Genomic DNA, 15,920 nt, shown 5'->3' with positions numbered 1-15,920 from the left:
CGAGGAAGCGGAGTGTAGGGGCCTACATGAGCATTCCGAGCCTGTTTTTAACGCAGCATGACCGAGCGCAGCCACTTTTCGTACAGAGCCTAAAAAAGGACTGCACCGTGAATACCTCCACCGCTTTTGCCGACTTCCGCAGTTACCCGTTGATCAGCGCGTTGACCGCCGTACAAGCCCTGGCGGACCGTGTTCAGGTGCAGTGGGCCGACGGTCGCTCGAGCCCCTTTCATCATCAGTGGCTGCGCGACAACTGCCCCTGCCCGCACTGCGTCTACAGCGTCACCCGCGAGCAGGTGCTGGAGATAGTCGACGTCGCCGAAGACCTGGCCCCGGCGTCCAGCCGGATCGACGCCCAGGGCTGCCTGAGCATCGCCTGGCAGGACGGCCACCTCAGCCGCTTCGACCCGGGCTGGCTCCGGGCCCACGCCTACGACGATGAAAGCCGCGCCGAGCGCCGTGCGCGCCGGCCGCAAAGCCAGCTGTGGGACAGCCGGCTGCAACTGCCGGTATTCGAATACCAGGCGCTGATGGAGGACCCGCAGGCGCTGTTGCAATGGCTGCTGGCGGTGCGCGATATCGGCCTGACGCAGGTCCGCGGCGTGCCCACCGAACCGGGGTCGCTGGCCCAGGTCGCCAAACGTATTGCCTTTATCCGCGAGAGCAATTTCGGCGTGCTGTTCAACGTACAGTCCAAGGCCGACGCCGACAGCAACGCCTACACCGCCTTCAACCTGCCGCTGCACACCGACTTGCCGACCCGCGAGTTGCAACCGGGCCTGCAGTTCCTGCATTGCCTGGTGAACGACGCCGAAGGTGGCGAAAGCATTTTTGTCGACGGTTTTGCCATCGCCGACGCCTTGCGCCGCGAAGCCCCCGAGGCGTTTCGCGCGCTGTGCGAGATCCCCGTGGAGTTTCGCAACAAGGACCGCCATAGCGACTACCGCTGCCTGGCGCCAGTGATCGCCCTGAATACCGTGGGCGAGGTCGCGGAGATCCGCATGGCCAACTTCCTGCGCGGGCCGTTCGAAGCCTCGGTGGACGACATGCCCCGGCTGTACCGCGCCTATCGACGTTTTATCGCCATGACCCGCGAGCCGCGCTTTCGCCTGATCCAGCGCCTCAACCCCGGCGAACTGTGGTGCTTCGACAACCGCCGCACCCTGCACGCGCGCAACGCCTTCGACCCCGCCACTGGCGCGCGGCATTTCCAGGGGTGCTACATCGATCGCGACGAGTTGCTGTCGCGAATCCTGGTGTTGCAGCGCTAGACCGCGTCGGTTCTATCGCGAGCAAGCTCGCTCCTACAGGTACGCGCAGTTTCCTGTAGGAGCGAGCTTGCTCGCGAAAAAAACTCCCAGGCGGCGCATTTTTTCCAGACAAAAAAAGACCCCGATCAAGCCGTGACAGGATCGGGGCAGAGGAGGTTTTCTGAGGAGCCGACACGAGGGTGACCAAACCTTCGATGACCGAGCTGGAATCCAGTGTGCCCAGTCGCCCTCAAGCCAAGTTAGCCGAAAACGACCTGTTCATAGGCATCCCGGCCATTGCGACAATTCGCCCTTGCCGACTGTCCGGACGGCTACCAGAATCGGCTCACGACCACGCTCCCTGAACAAGGATAAGAGTCATGATGCACGCGGATCTGATTGACCAGGACGACCTGCTCGGCCAACTGAGGGCCCTGGGTTTTGAAATGCCAGCCGGCGCCACGGCCGACCAGGCCTGCGAGTGCGCGGTGCGCGGCTTGAGCGATGCCCGGGCCAAGGCCCTCAAGGGCATGGTCGAGCAGATGCTCACCGGCAATGCGACCATCCTGCCGGCCGTGCGCCAGGCCATCGACAAACAGCTGTTGCCGGCCCTGGCCCAGTTCCAGAACAGCCGCGCCTGAGCCTTCGCCGGGAGCGGATCGCGGCGTAGAGTGCGGTACTTGCACACCAAGGATCCGCCCCCATGATTCGAATCGAACCCTGCCAGTCAGCCCATCGATCGGGCTGGCTGTCATTGCGCCAGGCGCTGTGGCCCGACTGCCCGGCCGAGGAACACCTGGAGGAAATCGCCAGCTTGCTGGACGACCCGCAGCGCTATATCAACCTGCTCGCTTATACCGCCGAGGGCCAGCCAGTGGGATTGGCCGAAGCTTCATTGCGGCGCGACTACGTCAACGGCACCGAGCATTCGCCGGTGGTGTTTCTGGAGGGGTTGTACGTCAGCGCCGAACAGCGGCGCCAGGGCATTGCCGAACAACTGATCGACGCCATCGCCCAATGGGGACGGGACCAGGGCTGCGTGGAAATGGCTTCGGATACCGGCCTGGAAAACCTGTTGAGCCAGACCGTGCACAAGGCGCTCGGTTTCGAGGAAACCGAGCGCGTCGTGTACTTCAGGAAAAGCCTGTGATTACAGCCTGACGCTGGCGAAGGTCGATTCGTTGCGCGCCTGGCTCAGCGAAGACATCGGGCCAGCCAGCACCAGCGCCTGCGGAATCGGCATCATCGCCACCTGTTGAGCGGTGTTGGATCCTACGCGTTCGTCACGCGGTGGAATGCCGAAGTACTCGCGGTAGCACTTGGAGAAGTGCGGCGTGGAGACGAAACCGCAGACCGAGGCCACTTCGATGATCGACATCGGCGTCTGCTTGAGCAACTGGCGGGCACGGATCAGCCGCAGCTTCAGGTAGTAGCGCGATGGCGAGCAGTGCAGGTATTTCTGGAACAGCCGCTCCAGCTGGCGCCGCGATACCGAGACATAGACCGCCAGTTCGTCGAGGTCGATCGGCTCTTCCAGGTTGGCTTCCATCAGCGCGACGATTTCCTGCAACTTCGGCTGGTTGGTGCCGAGCATGTGCTTGAGCGGCACGCGCTGGTGATCCTGCTCGTTGCGGATGCGTTCGTAGACGAACATTTCCGAGATCGCCGCCGACAGTTCACGGCCGTGATCGCGGCTGATCAGGTGCAGCATCATGTCCAGCGGCGCGGTGCCGCCGGAGCTGGTGAAGCGGTTGCGGTCGAGGGTGAACAGGCGAGTGCTCATGGCCACCCGCGGGAAAGCTTCCTGCATCGAGGCCAGGCATTCCCAGTGCACGCTGCAATCGAAACCGTCGAGCAGGCCGGCGCAGGCCAGGGCCCAACTGCCGGTGCAGACCGCGCCGAGACGGCGGGACTGGCGCGCCTGGCTTTGCAGCCAGGACACATGCTCGCGGGTCACGGTGCGCTGGATGCCGATGCCGCCGCAGACGATCACAGTGTCCAGGGCGGGGGCTTTGTGCATGGAGGCGTCGGGGGTGATCTGCAGGCCATCACTGGCCCAGACCTGGCCGCCGTCGACGCTGAGGGTGGTCCAGCGATACAGCTCGCGACCGGACAACTGGTTGGCCATGCGCAGCGGCTCGACCGCGGAGGCCAGGGAAATCAGCGTGAAATTGTCCAGCAGCAAAAAGCCGATGGATTGAGGCGCACGGTTCTGGGGTTGAGCCCCGGAGTTGAACGTCGTCATCGCGGTATCTCCTCACACAAAGCAGGTGATGGCCTCAGGCGGAGGCTCTTGTTATTGCCATCATTCTCACGTGGGAGACGGGCTTTGTGATGACAGAGCAATTGCCATGCCTAAAATTGAATGGCCATTCAATAACTCCTGAAAACGACGTCGCGATGCGTCTATATAAGCCGTGCGCAATGTGCGGGTTATCAGTGCCGAATCGGCCGTGGAGGGCCCTGGGCCGGTGGCTGTGAGCAAATCGGTAGCACTTGTGGGAACGGCGAGAAACGTCCCGGGAAAAGAGTGTCACCGCAAGCACAGGCGGGCGCTCAGCCGAGGTGAGTGAAAAACCTGACCGATGAGCCCTTGGACTTACCTGTTTGCGACGCTCCAAAAGGTGGCGAGGGCGTCGCGGGGTGTTCAATTTATGAGCAGAACATTGCCATTGAGGTGGGTGAATTCTGCTTGTGGATGGTGGTGAAATACCGGGCGTCATCGCGAGCAAGCTCGCTCCTACAGGAGAACGCGGCACCTTGTAGGAGCGAGCTTGCTCGCGATGGACCGCGCAGCGGCCCCACTGTTTAAGCCCTCAACACTCCACGGCGCTGACCGCCAACCCGCCGCGCGATGTCTCCTTGTATTTGTCATGCATATCGGCGCCGGTATCGCGCATGGTGCGGATCACCCGGTCCAGGGAAATGAAGTGCTGGCCGTCGCCGCGCAGGGCCATTTGCGCGGCATTGATGGCCTTCACCGCGGCAATCGCGTTGCGCTCGATGCACGGCACCTGCACCAGGCCGCCGACCGGGTCGCAGGTCAGGCCGAGGTTATGCTCCAGGCCGATTTCCGCGGCGTTGCACAGCTGCTCCGGCGACGCCCCGAGAATCTCCGCCAGACCGGCGGCAGCCATGGCGCAGGCAGAACCCACCTCGCCCTGGCAACCGACTTCGGCACCGGAGATCGAGGCGTTCTTCTTGCAAAGGATCCCCACCGCCGCCGCGCCGAGGAAAAAGTCCACCACGTTGGCGTCGGTGACATCCTCGCTGAAGCGCATGAAGTAATGCAGCACCGCCGGAATGATCCCCGCCGCGCCGTTGGTCGGCGCCGTCACCATGCGCCCGCCAGCGGCGTTCTCTTCATTGACCGCCAGGGCATACAGGTTGACCCACTCCATGGCGCTCAGGGTCGAGCCGATCACATTGGGTTTGTTCAATTCCTGCAGGCTGCGGTGCAGCTTGGCCGCGCGGCGTCGCACATTGAGCCCGCCGGGCAGGATGCCTTCATGCTTGAGGCCCTGCTCGACGCAATCCTGCATGGCCTGCCAGAGCTTCATCAGGCCCGCGCGGATCTCCTCCTCCGAACGCCAGACCTTCTCGTTGGCCATCATCAGTTCGGCCACCCGCAGGTTGTGCTTCTGGCACAGGCTCAGCAGCTCCACGGCGCTGGAGAAGTCGTAAGGCAATTCAGTGCGATCCAGGTCCACCACGCCGCTGCTGGCCTGGGCCTCGTCGACGACAAAACCACCGCCCACGGAATAATAGGTATCGCGGTGCAGCTCCCCGGACTCGCCTTCGGCCACCAGGGTCATGGCGTTGGGGTGGAACGGCAGGTTCTCGTCGAGCAGCAGCATGTCGCGCGCCCAGACGAAGGGGATCGGCAGGCGGTTGTCGAGCAGCAGGGTATTGGTTTCGCGCAGGGTCTCGATGCGACCGCCGATCTGCGACGGATCGATCGCATCCGGCCATTCGCCCATCAGCCCCATGATTACCGCGTTGTCGCTGCCGTGCCCGATGCCGGTGGCCGACAGCGAACCGTAGAGCCTTACCTCGATGCGGCGCACCTGCTCCAGCAGGTCTTTTTCCCGCAGCGCCTGGACGAACAGCACCGCGGCGCGCATGGGCCCGACGGTGTGGGAACTGGAGGGGCCGATGCCGATTTTGAACAGGTCGAAAACACTGATAGCCATTACTGCGAAACTCCTCGATGAGCACACGCCGGGCGCCCAAACGCCCGGTGGCGAAGCTGCTACGCTCAAGCAGTAATCCGCCGAGATACGCGCATCATCAGGCTTTTGCAGTGTCGTTCGACGTCTCACACCGACTCACTCATGCCCACCAACGCCGTGGCCCGCCGACCTCCGGTTCTGGCCGTTTTTTTGCGGTTCAGATGGGCAAAAAGTGCTGAAAAAAGCTGTAAGCGACCTTACCGACACTGGATGCGACCCTCCCTGTACTGGATACGACGCACCCTGTAGGCGTCAGATTTTCACTGGTACATGATCAGTCTCGACTCGATTGCAAGGCACTGTGGTAGAGCTGTCCCACTCGCCCCAACCGCAACACTTATAAGTGCGGTCAGACACACCGCCAGAAAACACCCAGGAGTCCATCCCATGAAAGGTTCCCCGTCGTTGTTGTTGGCCGCCATGCTGAGTCTGCCGCTTCTGGCGCACGCCGCAGAACCGGCGCAATGCAGCACCGTAAACTTCTCCGATGTCGGCTGGACCGACATCACCGTCACCACCGCGACCACCAGCGTGGTTCTCGAGGCACTTGGCTACAAGACCAAGACCACGATGATTTCCGTGCCGGTGACCTACAAGTCCCTGGCCGACGGCAAGAACATGGACGTGTTCCTCGGCAACTGGATGCCGACCATGGAAAACGACATCAAGCCCTATCGCGATGCCGGCACCGTGGAAACCATCCGCGCCAACCTGGAGAACGCCAAGTACACCCTGGCGGTCCCGGAAGAGCTGTACAACAAGGGCCTGAAGGATTTCGCCGACATCGCCAAGTTCAAGAAAGAACTGGACGGCAAGATCTACGGTATCGAGCCGGGTAACGACGGCAACCGCATGATCCAGAGCATGATCGACAAGAACGCCTTCGGCCTGAAAGACGCCGGCTTCAAGGTGGTCGAGTCCAGCGAGGCGGGCATGCTGTCCCAGGTCGAGCGCGCGCAACGGCGCAGCACCGCGGTGGCGTTCCTGGGCTGGGAACCGCACCCGATGAACACCCGTTTCAAGATGAAGTACCTGACCGGCGGCGACGAGTTCTTCGGCCCCAACTACGGCCAGGCGACCATCTACACCAACACCCGCAAGGGCTACGCCGAGGAATGCAGCAACGTTGGTCAGTTGCTGAAGAATCTGTCGTTCACCCTGAATATGGAAAGCACCCTGATGGGTAACGTCCTGGACGACAAGATGAAGCCCGAGGCGGCCGCCAAGGCCTGGCTGAAGAAAAACCCCGAGGTACTCGATACCTGGCTCGCTGGCGTGACCACCATTGACGGAAAACCAGGCCTGGAGGCCGTGAAAGCCAAGCTTGCGCAAGCTGCTAATTAAGTAGGTCGCTTACGCCGGGTGGGTTCGCCCGCCCGGGCTGTTTATTCCTTGCATGCGGACGTTCAATACCATGCTCATTGATCAGAAAATCCCTTTAGGCCAGTACATCGCTGCCTTCGTTGAATGGTTGACGCAACACGGCGCCAACACATTCGATGCGATCGCATCGACCCTGGAAACGATGATCCACGGCGTGACGTTTGCGCTGACCTGGTTCAACCCGCTGGCCTTGATCGGCCTGATTGCCTTGCTGGCGCACATCATTCAACGCAAATGGGGCCTGACGGCCTTTGTCGTGCTGTCCTTCCTGCTGATTCTCAATCTGGGTTACTGGCAGGAAACCATGGAAACCCTGGCCCAGGTGCTGTTCGCCACCCTGGTCTGCGTGCTCATTGGCGTGCCGTTGGGCATCGTCGCCGCGCACAAGCCGATGTTCTACACCATGATGCGTCCGGTGCTCGATCTGATGCAGACCGTACCGACCTTCGTTTACCTCATTCCTACCCTGACCCTGTTCGGTCTGGGCGTTGTGCCGGGCCTGATCTCCACGGTGGTGTTCGCCATTGCCGCGCCGATCCGCCTGACCTACCTGGGCATCCGCGATGTACCACAAGAGTTGATGGACGCCGGCAAGGCCTTTGGCTGCTCGCGCCGTCAACTGTTGTCGCGTATCGAGCTGCCCCACGCCATGCCGAGCATCGCTGCCGGCATCACCCAGTGCATCATGCTGTCGTTGTCGATGGTGGTGATCGCAGCCCTGGTGGGCGCCGACGGCCTGGGCAAACCCGTGGTCAACGCACTGAACACCGCCGATATCGCCCTGGGCTTCGAAGCAGGCCTGGCAATCGTACTGCTGGCGATCATGCTCGACCGTATCTGCAAACAACCCGAAGCCAAAGTAGGGGGTGACGCATGAGCATAATCCGCTTCGATAACGTCGACGTTATCTTCTCCAAGGATCCACGCGAGGCGCTCAAGCTGCTGGATCAGGGCATGAGCCGCAACGAGATCCTGAAAAAGACCGGCCAGATCGTCGGTGTGGAAAAGGCCAGCCTGGACATCGAGAAAGGCGAAATCTGCGTGCTGATGGGCCTCTCCGGCTCCGGCAAGTCGAGCCTGCTGCGCTGCATCAACGGCCTCAACACCGTGAGCCGCGGCAAGCTGTTCGTCGAGCATGAAGGCCGGCAGATCGACATCGCTTCCTGCACCCCGGCGGAACTGAAGATGATGCGCACCAAGCGCATCGCCATGGTGTTCCAGAAGTTCGCCCTGATGCCCTGGCTGACCGTTCGCGAGAACATCAGCTTCGGCCTGGAAATGCAGGGCCGGCCGGAAAAGGAACGGCGCAAGCTGGTGGACGAGAAACTCGAGCTGGTGGGCCTGACCCAGTGGCGCAACAAGAAGCCCGACGAATTGTCCGGCGGTATGCAGCAGCGTGTCGGCCTGGCCCGCGCCCTGGCGATGGACGCCGACATCCTGCTGATGGATGAACCTTTCTCCGCCCTCGATCCGCTGATCCGCCAGGGCCTGCAGGACGAACTGCTGGAACTGCAACGCAAGCTGAGCAAGACCATCGTGTTCGTCAGCCATGACCTCGACGAAGCCCTGAAACTGGGCAGCCGCATCGCCATCATGAAAGACGGCCGGATCATCCAGTACAGCAAACCGGAAGAGATCGTGCTGAACCCGGCGGACGACTATGTGCGCACCTTCGTCGCCCATACCAACCCGCTCAACGTGCTCTGCGGTCGCAGCCTGATGCGCACCCTGGACAACTGCAAGCGCATCAACGGCTCCGTGTGCCTGGATCCGGGTGGCGACTCCTGGCTCGACCTGGCCGAGGGCAACACCATCAAGGGCGCACGCCAGAACGGCGCCAGCCTCGACCTGCAGAACTGGATCCCGGGCCAGGCGGTGGAAGGCCTGGGCCGCAAGCCGACCCTGGTCGACTCCAGCATCGGCATGCGCGATGCGCTGCAGATCCGCTACCAGACCGGCAACAAGCTGGTGCTGCACGACAACAACAAGGTGGTGGGGATCCTTGGCGACAGCGAGCTCTACCACGCGCTGCTCGGCAAGAACCTGGGGTAACAGCGACACGTAAACAAAAACGCCGCGACATTGATCGCGGCGTTTTTGTTTTTATCGGGATTAGATGTTGCGGATTGCTCCCTGTTGCGGGAGCGGGTGTTGCTGATATTGCGGCAAGCCAGATAGATCGCTTCGCGGGCAAGTCGGATCGCCGCCCGCTCGCTCCTACAGAGGCATGTTTCTTCTGCAGGAGCGGCCGGTCGACGCTCGACTGCCCGCGATGAAGGCGACGCGGTGTAACAGGGCTACACCGCGCCCTTCACCTCTTAGCTGTAGACCCGGCCAAGGAGCTGTCGATGGCTTTCGAACTGATCGAGCACGTCACGGGTGATCTGCTCCTGAGTGAAGCCCATCAGGTCGTATTCCTGGCTGCCGTTGTGCAGGTAGACCTCGGCGCGGTAGTAACGCGCACGCTCTTCCGGCGCATCGGCCGATTCGCTCGGCGCCGCCAGATAGCCGTCCAGGCTCACTTCATAAACGAAAGGGTTGCCCTCTTCCATCTCGATCCGCACGCCCATGCAGCGCTTGGACTTGCCCAGCAGGGTTTGCACATCCAGGCCCTGGTTGCGCAGCTGGGTAGCGGCTTCTTCCAGTGCCGGCGTCACGTGCTTGTCCATGAAACGCTGGACCACCGCCTGGGTCGGCTGCAGGTCCAGCTGGGTCAGGCGCTCGCTGAAACCACGACGACCACGGGCCGCCAGTTCCGCCTGCTCCTGTTCGATCTGCGTGTCCTGGCGCATGGCCTTGTGCAGGCCGAACATGAAGCACACCAGCACCACCGAGAACGGCAGGCCGGCCAGCACCACCATGGTCTGCATGGCTTCGAAGTTACCGGCGAACAGCAGGCCGATAGTCACCAGGGTGATCACCACCGACCAGAAGATCCGCAGCCAGTGCGGGGCGTCTTCGTCGACGTTGCCGCCCTTGCAGGACAGGTTGGCCATCATCACCGCGCCGGAGTCGGCCGGGGTCAGGAACAGCACGAAGCCGACGAAAATCGACACGCCGATGACAATCTTCGACGCCGGGTAATGATCCAGCAGTTGGTAGATCGCCATGGACGGCTGTTCCAGCGCCGTCTTGCCAAGTTCCACCGCACCGTGGTTCATCACCAGGTCCAGGGCCGAGTTACCGAACACCGACAGCCAGGCCAGGGTGAAGCCCAGCGGAATCAGCAGCACGCCCGCCACCAGCTCGCGCACGGTACGACCACGGGAAATACGCGCGATGAACATGCCGACGAATGGCGCCCAGGAAATCCACCAGGCCCAGTAGAACAGGGTCCACAGGCCCAGCCAGCGGTCGGACTTGGCGTTGTCGCCTTCATACACATAGAGGTCGAAGGTCTTGAGCACCACACCGTTGAGGTAGTCGCCGACGTTTTGCACGAAACCGTTGAGCAGGTGCAGGGTCGGACCAAACAGCAGCACGAAGATCAGCAGGCCGCTGAACAGCACGATGTTCAGGTTGGACAAGCGGCGGATGCCGTTTTCCACACCGGATACCGCGGCGATGGTGGCCACGGTGCTCATGACGATGATCACGATCAGCAGGTTGGTGTTGCTGTGTTCCATGCCGAACAGGTTTTCCAGGCCGGAAGACACCTGCATCGAACCGATGCCCAGGTTGGTCACCAGGCCCAGCAGGGTCACGAACATGCCGAAACCATCCACCGCATGACCGGCCGCGCCCTTGACCCAGCGCTCGCCCACCAGTGGGTACAACGCCGAACGCAGCGCCAGCGGCTGGTTGTGGCGGTAGGCAAAGTAGGCCACGGCCAGGCCGACCAGGGCGTAGATCGCCCAGCCGTGCAGGCCCCAGTGCAGGAAAGTCAGCTGCAGCGCCTGGCGCGCGGCCTGGTTGCTGCCCGCTACGCCTTCAGGCGGGTTGAAATAGTGGTCCAGCGGTTCGGAAGCGCCGAAGTACAGCAGCGAGATACCGATACCGGACGAGAACAGCATGCCGGCCCAGGCGCCATAGCTGAAATCCGGGGTGTCTTGCTTGGTCCCCAGCTTGAGCTTGCCGTAGGAGGAAAACGCCAGGCCGACGACGAATACCAGGTAGGCGGCGATCACCACCATGTAGTACCAGCCGAAGCTGCGGGACAACCAGGCCTGGGCAATGCCAAGCAGTCTGCCGGCCTCTTGCGGGGCGATGATCAGAATGGCGGTCAGCAACAGGATCAGCGCGGTAGAGGTGTAGAACACCCAACCGTTGACCCGCACCTTTTCCGGTGGGGTCTTTATAAGAGAGGCAGAACTCATGGCACAGATGCTCCAGGCAGTGCGAGAGAAGAACACAAGGCAACACGGCACCCGACCAATCGGTTAGTTGGCAGCCGACCGACGGGTGATATAAAGACACCCCGAAAAAGCCCGAACCTGCAGGAGTTGCGTTGAGAACCAGCGTCGAAGGCCGAGTGCAAACGTGCAGTTCGTCACCTGGCCTTAAGCGTCTTGCCCATTCAACACATCCGTCCTCGCTGGCTCACGCTATGCCCTGCTTGGGTTTCAGGCTTTTTCGGAGGTCGCTTTTCCGCCATCTACACGCAGGAAGGACCTGGAGGCAGCGACGATTTGTCGCAGATCTTATTCTTTGTTGATTGAACGTTCAATCAAAACAAAATAGACTGGCCCTCACGCCGGTAGCCGTTTTACGACTGCCAGCAGGCCTAAGGAGATGTGCAAGATGCCCAAGGTCGGTATGCAACCCATCCGCCGCCAGCAGTTGATCGAAGCCACGTTGCTGGCGGTCGATCAGGTCGGGATGGGGGACGCCAGCATTGCGCTGATCGCCCGTTTGGCCGGTGTCTCGAACGGCATCATCAGTCACTACTTTCAGGACAAGAACGGCCTGATCGCCGCCACGGCGCAGTATCTGATGAGTGTCCTCAGCGAGAACGTCACCGCGCGCCGTCAGGCGCTGGAGGACAAGAGCCCGCGGGCGCACCTCCAGGTGATCATCGAAGGCAACTTCGACGCCAGCCAGGTCAATGGCCCGGCAATGAAAACCTGGCTGGCCTTCTGGGCCACCAGCATGCACCACCCGTCTTTGCACAGGTTGCAGCGGATCAACGATCACCGCCTGTATTCCAACCTGTGCTGCCAGTTCCGCCGCGTCCTGCCGCTGGATGATGCACGCAGCGCAGCGCGAGGCCTGGCAGCCCTGATCGACGGTTTGTGGTTGCGCGGCGCGCTGTCGGGAGACTCTTTCGACACCGAGCAGGCGCACCGGATCGCTTACGAATACATGGATTTCCAACTGGCTAAGCAGGAGCGCTAGAGCACATTACAAGACGCTCGGCCCCCTGAACTGCCACTGACCAGCGCGCCCAGGCTACACGGCGCGCCCAGTGGTGAACGCCAACCACTTATGCACTTGCGAGGACTATCAACATGGCCCGTTTCGAACTGCAAAAACTCTACATTGACGGCGGCTACACCGACGCCGGCAGCGACGCCACCTTCGACGCCATCAACCCGGCCAACGGTGAAGTCCTCGCTCAAGTGCAACGTGCGACCAAGGAAGACGTCGAGCGCGCTGTCGTCAGCGCCGAGAAAGGCCAGAAGATCTGGGCCGCGATGACCGCCATGGAGCGTTCGCGCATCCTGCGTCGCGCCGTGGATATCCTGCGCGAGCGCAACGATGAACTGGCTGCCCTGGAAACCCTGGACACCGGCAAGGCCTACTCCGAAACCAAGTATGTCGACATCGTCACCGGCGCCGACGTGCTGGAATACTACGCGGGCCTGGTACCGGCCATCGAAGGCGAGCAGATCCCGCTGCGCACCACTTCGTTCGTCTACACCCGTCGCGAGCCGCTGGGCGTCGTGGCCGGTATCGGCGCGTGGAACTACCCGATCCAGATCGCCCTGTGGAAATCCGCGCCAGCCCTGGCGGCCGGTAACGCGATGATCTTCAAGCCAAGCGAAGTCACCTCGCTGACCACCCTGAAACTGGCCGAGATCTACACCGAAGCCGGCGTTCCGGCTGGCGTGTTCAACGTCCTGACCGGTAGCGGTCGCGAAGTCGGCACCTGGCTGACCGAACACCCGCGCATCGAGAAAGTCTCCTTCACCGGCGGCACCGACACCGGCAAGAAGGTCATGGCCAGCGCTTCCAGCTCCTCGCTGAAAGACGTGACCATGGAACTGGGCGGCAAGTCGCCGCTGATCATCTTCGACGACGCCGATCTGGATCGCGCCGCCGACACCGCGATGATGGCCAACTTCTACAGCTCCGGCCAGGTCTGCACCAACGGTACCCGTGTCTTCGTACCGAGCCACCTGAAAGCCGCTTTCGAAGCCAAGATCGTCGAGCGCGTCGCGCGCATTCGCGTTGGCAGCCCGGAAGACGAAAACACCAACTTCGGCCCGCTGGTCAGCTTCGCCCACATGGAAAGCGTGCTGGGCTATATCGCCAAAGGTAAGGAAGAAGGCGCCCGCCTGCTGTGCGGCGGCGAACGCCTGACCGACGGCGCATTCGCCAAAGGCGCATTCGTGGCACCGACCGTGTTCACCGACTGCACCGACGAGATGACCATCGTTCGCGAAGAAATCTTCGGCCCGGTGATGAGCATCCTGACCTACGAAACCGAAGAAGAAGTGATCCGTCGCGCCAACGACACCGACTTCGGCCTGGCCGCCGGTGTGGTAACCCGCGACCTGAACCGCGCGCACCGCGTGATTCATCAGCTCGAAGCCGGTATCTGCTGGATCAACGCCTGGGGCGAATCCGATGCCAAGATGCCGGTCGGTGGCTACAAGCAGTCGGGTGTTGGCCGTGAGAACGGGATCAGCTCGCTCAATAACTTCACACGCATCAAGTCTGTGCAAGTCGAACTCGGTGAGTACGCATCGGTATTTTGATTAGCTGATCCAGCTACAAGCGGCAAGTTTCAAGCTGCAAGTAAAAGCAGTTTGTGTTTGCCGCCCCTCTTGTGCACACCGCTCGCTGCTTTTTCTTGCAGCTTGAAGCTTGGAGCTTGCAGCTCCCCTGGAGTACCCATGACTCAAGAATACGACTACATCATTGTTGGCGCAGGATCGGCGGGCAACACCTTAGCGACCCGTCTGACTGAAGACGAAGGCGTCACCGTGCTGCTGCTCGAAGCCGGCGGCCCGGACTACCGCTTCGACTTCCGCACGCAGATGCCTGCGGCGTTGGCATTCCCGCTGCAAGGCCGTCGCTACAACTGGGCCTACGAGACCGATCCAGAGCCACACATGAACGGTCGCCGGATGGAATGCGGCCGCGGCAAGGGCCTGGGCGGTTCCTCGTTGATCAACGGCATGTGCTACATCCGCGGCAACGCCATGGACTACGACGGCTGGGCAAAACTGCCAGGCCTGGAAGACTGGACCTACCTGGACTGCCTGCCGTATTTCCGCAAGGCGGAAACCCGCGACATCGGCCCGAACGACTACCACGGTGGCGACGGCCCGGTCAGCGTGACCACGCCGAAAGCCGGCAACAACCCGCTGTTCCACGCCATGGTCGAAGCCGGCGTGCAAGCCGGTTACCCGCGTACCGAAGACCTCAACGGCTACCAGCAGGAAGGTTTCGGTCCGATGGACCGCACCGTGACGCCTAAAGGCCGTCGCGCCAGCACCGCCCGCGGCTACCTCGACGTGGCGAAAAAGCGTTCGACCCTGAGCATCGTCACCCACGCCCTGACCGACAAGATCCTGTTCGAAGGCAAGCGTGCCGTTGGCGTGCGTTACCTGGTCGGCTCCGCCGAAGAGCGCGTCGAAGCCCGCGCCCGCAAGGAAGTGCTGCTGTGCTCCGGCGCCATCGCCTCGCCACAGATCCTGCAACGTTCCGGCGTCGGCCCGGCCAAGCTGCTGGAAAGCCTGGACATCCCGGTGGTCCACGACCTGCCGGGCGTCGGCGAAAACCTGCAAGACCACCTGGAGCTGTACCTGCAGTACGCCTGCACCCAGCCGATCTCGCTGTACCCGTCGCTGCTCTGGTACAACCAGCCGGCCATCGGTGCCGAATGGCTGTTCAATGGCACCGGCATCGGCGCCAGCAACCAGTTCGAAGCGGGCGGTTTCATCCGCACTCGCGAAGAGTTCGAATGGCCGAACATCCAGTACCACTTCCTGCCGGTGGCGATTAACTACAACGGCAGCAACGGCGTACAGGAACACGGCTTCCAGGCACACATGGGCTCCATGCGTTCGCCAAGCCGCGGCCGGATCCAGCTCAAGTCGAAGAACCCACGCGACTACCCGAGCATCCTGTTCAACTACATGGCCACCGAGCAGGACTGGCAGGAATTCCGCGACGGCATCCGCCTGACCCGGGAAATCATGCAACAGCCGGCACTGGACGCCTTCCGCGGCCGCGAAATCAGCCCGGGCATCGAAGTGCAGACCGACGAGCAACTGGATAAATTCATCCGCGAGCACGCCGAAACCGCGTTCCACCCTTCCTGCTCGTGCAAGATGGGCACCGACGAAATGGCCGTGGTCGATGGCCAGGGTCGCGTGCATGGCATGCAGGGTCTGCGAGTGGTCGATGCCTCGATCATGCCGATCATCACCACCGGCAACCTGAACGCGCCGACGATCATGATGGCCGAGAAAATCGCCGACAAGATCCGTGGCCGTCAGCCTCTGCCACGCAGCAAGGCGGCCTACTACGTGGCGGGCGATGCCCCGGTACGTAGCAAGCCGGTACGTGAAGTGAGCGCTACCGCGCAGTAACGTCGAACGGCGCCGATCGCAACGATCGGCGCCGTTTTGCTGTATCCGGCCTGTAGCCGCTGCCGCAGGCTGCGATCGGCGGCGCAGCCGACGTAAACCAGCCACCCCGATTCACCAGGCAAGAACCCGATTGCCGAATCACAGACCTTAGCAACGACTACAGTTCTCCAACATTTCCCTGCGCCTCCCCGCTTGATACCGCCCACCGCACCGGCCTAATCTAGGCGCTCGCAGCATTCCCCAGCACCTTTTCCGACCTGACGTCAAAGCCCTTCGGGCTTTATCGCGAGCAA

General features: G+C 62.0%; 12 protein-coding genes. 9 read left to right on the top strand and 3 right to left on the bottom strand.

Annotated features, from left to right (window positions below; genetic code table 11):
- Positions 1–107: 107 nt before the first annotated feature.
- The 3 genes from PVZ80_RS30890 (at position 108) to aac(6') (ending at position 2,400) form a co-directional block, all read left to right on the top strand.
- On the top strand, positions 108–1,271 hold the full coding sequence (locus tag PVZ80_RS30890) for a gamma-butyrobetaine dioxygenase (RefSeq protein WP_273864971.1): 1,164 nt from the start codon (positions 108–110) through the stop codon (positions 1,269–1,271).
- A gap of 359 nt (positions 1,272–1,630) precedes the next feature.
- Positions 1,631–1,891 carry a hypothetical protein gene (locus PVZ80_RS30885; protein WP_007925996.1) on the top strand — a complete coding sequence of 87 codons (261 nt, stop codon included), beginning with the start codon at positions 1,631–1,633 and terminating at the stop codon, positions 1,889–1,891.
- A gap of 62 nt (positions 1,892–1,953) precedes the next feature.
- Positions 1,954–2,400 carry an aminoglycoside 6'-N-acetyltransferase gene (gene aac(6'), locus PVZ80_RS30880; RefSeq protein ID WP_273864970.1) on the top strand — a complete coding sequence of 149 codons (447 nt, stop codon included), beginning with the start codon at positions 1,954–1,956 and terminating at the stop codon, positions 2,398–2,400.
- Here aac(6') and PVZ80_RS30875 read toward each other — a convergent pair whose 3' ends face one another.
- A complete protein-coding gene (locus PVZ80_RS30875) occupies positions 2,401–3,495 on the bottom strand; it encodes a GlxA family transcriptional regulator (RefSeq protein WP_009045963.1) in 1,095 nt (364 codons plus the stop codon).
- 571 nt (positions 3,496–4,066) lie between these two features.
- The gene (locus tag PVZ80_RS30870; protein WP_009051249.1) at positions 4,067–5,443 is read right to left on the bottom strand and encodes an L-serine ammonia-lyase; all 1,377 of its coding nucleotides are present in this window, start codon (positions 5,441–5,443) and stop codon (positions 4,067–4,069) included.
- Between the two features lie 426 nt (positions 5,444–5,869).
- Between PVZ80_RS30870 and PVZ80_RS30865 the strand changes: the two genes are divergently transcribed.
- From PVZ80_RS30865 to choV, 3 genes are all read left to right on the top strand, one after another.
- Entirely contained in the window at positions 5,870–6,826 is a 957-nt protein-coding gene (locus PVZ80_RS30865) for a choline ABC transporter substrate-binding protein (RefSeq protein WP_273864969.1), read from the top strand.
- 70 nt (positions 6,827–6,896) lie between these two features.
- Positions 6,897–7,742: a choline ABC transporter permease subunit gene (gene choW, locus PVZ80_RS30860; RefSeq protein ID WP_007925985.1), complete on the top strand. Its 846-nt coding sequence runs from the start codon at positions 6,897–6,899 to the stop codon at positions 7,740–7,742.
- A complete protein-coding gene (gene choV / locus PVZ80_RS30855) occupies positions 7,739–8,917 on the top strand; it encodes a choline ABC transporter ATP-binding protein (RefSeq protein WP_016704219.1) in 1,179 nt (392 codons plus the stop codon). The genes choW and choV overlap by 4 nt, the downstream gene beginning before the upstream one ends.
- 266 nt (positions 8,918–9,183) lie before the next feature.
- Here the strand turns inward: choV and betT are convergent, their stop codons facing one another.
- On the bottom strand, positions 9,184–11,181 hold the full coding sequence (gene betT, locus PVZ80_RS30850) for a choline BCCT transporter BetT (protein WP_103331616.1): 1,998 nt from the start codon (positions 11,179–11,181) through the stop codon (positions 9,184–9,186).
- A 424-nt stretch (positions 11,182–11,605) separates the two neighbouring features.
- On the opposite strand from betT, the gene betI reads away from it, so the two are divergent.
- The 3 genes from betI to betA all read left to right on the top strand — a co-directional run bounded on the left by betI (position 11,606) and on the right by betA (position 15,627).
- Entirely contained in the window at positions 11,606–12,199 is a 594-nt protein-coding gene (gene betI / locus PVZ80_RS30845; protein ID WP_009051253.1) for a transcriptional regulator BetI, read from the top strand.
- A 113-nt stretch (positions 12,200–12,312) separates the two neighbouring features.
- Positions 12,313–13,785, top strand: coding sequence for a betaine-aldehyde dehydrogenase (gene betB / locus PVZ80_RS30840; protein WP_028684184.1), 1,473 nt, complete (start codon positions 12,313–12,315; stop codon positions 13,783–13,785).
- Between the two features lie 138 nt (positions 13,786–13,923).
- The gene (gene betA, locus PVZ80_RS30835) at positions 13,924–15,627 is read left to right on the top strand and encodes a choline dehydrogenase (RefSeq protein WP_273864968.1); all 1,704 of its coding nucleotides are present in this window, start codon (positions 13,924–13,926) and stop codon (positions 15,625–15,627) included.
- Positions 15,628–15,920: the final 293 nt, after the last annotated feature.

The organism is Pseudomonas sp. B3G-3, assembly GCF_028640915.1.
Taxonomy (GTDB): Bacteria; Pseudomonadota; Gammaproteobacteria; order Pseudomonadales; family Pseudomonadaceae; genus Aquipseudomonas; species Aquipseudomonas chlororaphis_I.
The sequence above is the reverse complement of the archived record's forward strand: the minus strand, read 5'-3'. Positions and strand labels throughout refer to the sequence as shown.